The organism is Mycobacterium sp., from assembly GCF_035506235.1.
Classification (GTDB): domain Bacteria; phylum Actinomycetota; class Actinomycetes; order Mycobacteriales; family Mycobacteriaceae; genus Mycobacterium.
The window spans coordinates 1-3939 of sequence record NZ_DATJPU010000146.1; the positions used below are offsets into that span (position 1 = coordinate 1).

Sequence of the window (3939 nt, forward strand, 5' to 3'; positions counted from 1 at the left end):
GTTGTACCACAGGCGCCACGTGCCGTCCTTCAGCCGGTGGACGCACGGATCGATTACGTGGGTGGACGACAGCTTGAGGGTCGACTCGTAATGCCAGTGCACGAGGTTGTGGCTCGTGAGATGGATGATGTCGCGCGGGTGCTTCCAGTCGGTGAACGTCCCCGGCACGATGGTGAGGAACAGGTGATAAAGCCCGTCGTGCTCGATCACCTCCGGCGCCCACTGGGTGTAGTCGGGCTGGCCGTAGTCGACCTGGATCGTGCCGTCGTACTTCCAGTCGGCGCCCCCGTCGTCCGAGGTCGCGATGCCGATGTGCGTGCCGTGCACCCAGTCGACGCCATGGATCTGGTCGTCGGGCAGGTTGGCGCGCCGGTTGGTGTAGAACAGGAACCACTGCTTCGCCGCCCCGTTCCAGACCACGACCGGGTCGGCCGCGCCGTCGTACACCGGGTCGCGGAACAGCGGCTTGGCGGCGAGCTTGCCGGCGGGGGGCGCTTCCGCGGCCAAGGGCGCGGCAAAGGCGAACAAAACGACGGATAGAAATCCGGCTAGACGCATGGCAGCACTGCGGGGTCGAGAATGGCCAATTCTAAAGCACACACCCCGGCCTCCGGCCACCCCTCTTTCTAGAGGGGATTTTGCCTGCAGACCGGCGGTAATCCCCTCCCTAGCGGGAACCATGCAGGAAAATGTAGCAGCCGACGTAAGGAGGCTGTTGGCGCAGTGTTTGGCAAATGCCTGCCTCGTCGCCTCGGCAGCTACGGCACCCGGAAATATCGACTGCATGGTTCCGCCTGGAGAGGGGAGACCGCAAGCGTGGTGCCCCGCTCAGTCCAGTTCCAGCACGACGACCGACTTGGACGGGAGCGTGACCTGCAGCTTGCCGCCAGCCAGCGCGGCGCCGGTGAACGGCACGGGGTGCACCGCATCGGGGGCGTCAAAGGTGTTGTGCGCGTCCATCGTCGACGCCGTGAGCACCTGGCCGGTTACCGTCTTGGCGGCGAGGCCCTCGAGCGCGCAGGCCACCGTCACGTCGTGATCGGGGTCGGCGTTGACCAGCGACAGGTGCACCTTGCCGTCCTTGGCCCGCGAGGCCGAGGCGCTGACCGCGGGAATGGACTCGCCGTGGAACGTGTACTCCGGCGTCTGGAGGTTGACGGGCAGCGAGGTCGCGTCCTGGTGGACCTGGAACATGTCGAACACCCAGTACGTCGGCGTGCGGACCATCTTCGGGCCGTCGGTCAGGAGCATCGACTGCAGCACGTTGATCATCTGGGCGATGTTGGCCATCCGCACCCGGTCGGCGTGCTTCTGGAAGATGTGGAGGTTGAGGCCGGCGACGACCGCGTCGCGCATCGTGTTCTGCTGGTAGAGGAACCCGGGGTTGGTGCCGGGCTCGACGTTGTACCAGTTGCCCCACTCGTCCACCACCAGCGCGACGCGCTTCTGCGGGTCGTACTTGTCCATGATCGCCGAGTGCTTGGTGACCAGCTCATCCATCACCAGCGTGTGCTTCATGGTGTTGAACCAGTCCTGCTCGCCGAACTCGGTGGCGGAGCCCTTGTCGCGCCAGTTGCCGGTGGAGATCGTGTAATAGTGCAGCGCCAGACCGTCCATCTGCCGCTCCGCCATGGCCATGAGCGTCTCGGTCCACGCGTAGTTGTGGTCGCTCGGGCCGCAGGCCACGCGGAAGATGTGGTTGCCGGGGTAATTCTTGACGAAGGTGTTGTAGCGCCGGAACTCGTCCGCGTAGTACTCCGGCCGCATGCCGCCGCCGCAACCCCAGCTCTCGTTGCCGATCGCCATCAGCGGCAGCTTCCACGCCGCGTCGCGCCCATTCTTCCGGCGGAGGTTGGCCAGCGGCGAGTCGGCGTCGGAGGTCATGTATTCGACCCACTCCATCATCTCCTGCACGGTGCCGCTGCCGACATTGCCGCAGAGGTACGGCTCGGTGCCGATCTGCTCGCAGAAATCCATGAACTCGTGGGTGCCGAAGCTGTTGTCCTCCACCACCCCGCCCCAGTGGGTGTTGATCATCTTCGGCCGCTGCGCCCGCGGCCCGATGCCGTCGCGCCAGTGGTACTCGTCGGCGAAGCAGCCGCCCGGCCAGCGGACGTCGGGCACGTGCAGCTCGCGCAGCGCGGCCACGACGTCGTTGCGGATGCCGCGGGTGTTGGGGATCGGCGAGTCCGGCCCGACCCAGATGCCGCCGTAGATGCAGTGGCCCAGGTGTTCGGAGAACTGGCCGTAGATATGGCGGTCGATGACCGGCCCAGGCTGGTCGGCCTTGAGCACGAGCGCGGCCGATTCCGCCGGAGCGGCCTCCTGGGCCGCGGCGGGCAGCGCCGGCAGCACGGCCAGGCCAACCGCGAGGCTCAACAGGGATTTCAGGGTATTCATGGGAGTGGTTTCCCGGGGCGTCCAGGATTTCAGGGCGGTGGCGGCCGCGATTCGCCGGGCGCCAGCGCGGCGGCGAGGATTGCGGACAGGTCCTCGCCGGTCAATTTCTTGTACGCTTTTGCCACGGTGCGCATCGTGACCTTCTGGCGGGGAGTCCGGCCGATCTCCTGCAATAGGCGCGGCAGGAGGTCCTCCCCGTGGCGCCCGACCATCAGGCTGACGGCCCGGGTGGCGTAGGCATAATGGGCCTTGGTCAGCGGCGTCTCGGCATCCGCCGGACGCTGGTTCTCCACCGCCGGCCAGCGGCGCAGGTCGACCTTCGTTCGGTAGTCGGCGTACTGCGCGAGCTGTGCCGGCAGATTGTAGACCCGAAGCGCGGCGGCCTCGCCCGCCACGTCGCGGGCAACCCGCCATGCCGTGTAGTTGGCGACGCCCTCGCACAGCCACCGGCGGTCCGCGCTGCCGATATAGCGGTCCACGACCCCCATCTCGGTCGTCTCGTGGAAGATCAGGTAAGCCAGCTGGTAGGGGTCCTCGGCGAGCCGTTCGGTGGTGAATTTGGTGAAGGCCCCCAGCGTCTGGGCCAGCGCCGCCGCCAGCTCCTTCGGCGGGAGTCCCATCTGGTCGGGCTTGATCACCACGGGCAGCGCCGGCAGCTCCGGGGCGGGCGCGGGGGGCGGCGTGCGGTCGTGGACCGGCTCCGGTGGCGCGGGCCGCTGCGGGCGGACTTCACCCGAAATCTGGGCCACGCCGTTCTTGACCGAGTACTGGTACGAGTATTGGTGCAGCAGGCGCGCCCGCTCCCGGCCCAGCGCCCCGAGCCGCTCCTGCTGCTCGGGCTTCGCCGTCATCGTCGTGTTGGTGTGCCAATCGAAATTGACGTGCTGCCCGTCGGCATCGAGTGAAAAGCCCGTCACCGCTTGTCCCGCCCTGAGACGGTCCATCAACGCGTCCTTGGTCCACACCGTCACCGACCCGATCTTGAGGCCGCGAACAAAAGTCAGCATCACCTCCTGCAGGGCCTGCGTGGCGCGGAAATTCTCCAGGAACGCGCCATAACACTCCTGCTGCGCGGCCGTGGGCTCCGCCAGGCCGATGGCGGCCGCGATGCGGCGCAGGTAGTCGTCCCGATGCGCGCCCAGGTCCGCGACGCTCAACGGCTCGGGTGCGGCGGCCACGGCGGGAGCCGCCTCGCGGTTCAGCGCCGCCACCAGCGGCGCGAGCTCGCGCACCACCGGTTCCTGCTCGGGCGCGAATTCGAAGCGGATGCCGTCGATGACCCGGGTCACGCGCCCTGGCGGCAGCTCCGGTTCACCGCCGAACGCCGGCAGCAGCAGAGCGGCGCCGAGGACGAGACAGGGGTATGGCTTCATGCCGGTGCGGAACGGCTACCAGTCGAGCACCAGCAGCGAAACCGCCTGGCGCGGCAGGTCAACCGCCAGCTGCACCTGACTGTCACGCACCGTCACCACCGCGGGCGGCCCGAGCGTCTGGAGCCGCCCCGCGGCCTCAAGTTGCGCGACCTGCGCGGGCGTCAGG

General features: G+C 67.9%; 3 protein-coding genes. All 3 read right to left on the minus strand.

Features of this window, described 5'->3' with window-relative positions:
• A partial coding sequence (locus VMD50_RS13875) for a glycoside hydrolase family protein (protein ID WP_325428324.1) occupies positions 1 to 528 on the minus strand: 528 nt, incomplete at its 3' end.
• A 300-nt stretch (positions 529 to 828) separates the two neighbouring features.
• Positions 829 to 2379, minus strand: a complete 1551-nt coding sequence (locus VMD50_RS13880; protein WP_325428325.1) for an alpha-N-arabinofuranosidase — start codon at positions 2377 to 2379, stop codon at positions 829 to 831.
• Between the two features lie 50 nt (positions 2380 to 2429).
• Positions 2430 to 3773: a hypothetical protein gene (locus VMD50_RS13885; protein WP_325428326.1), complete on the minus strand. Its 1344-nt coding sequence runs from the start codon at positions 3771 to 3773 to the stop codon at positions 2430 to 2432.
• Positions 3774 to 3939 lie beyond the last annotated feature (166 nt).

What these genes read in the sequence shown, in the direction of transcription:
- VMD50_RS13885 (WP_325428326.1), bottom strand. Translation starts at nt 3,773, where the DNA reads ATGAAGCCATACCCCTGTCTCGTCCTCGGCGCCGCTCTGCTGCTGCCG.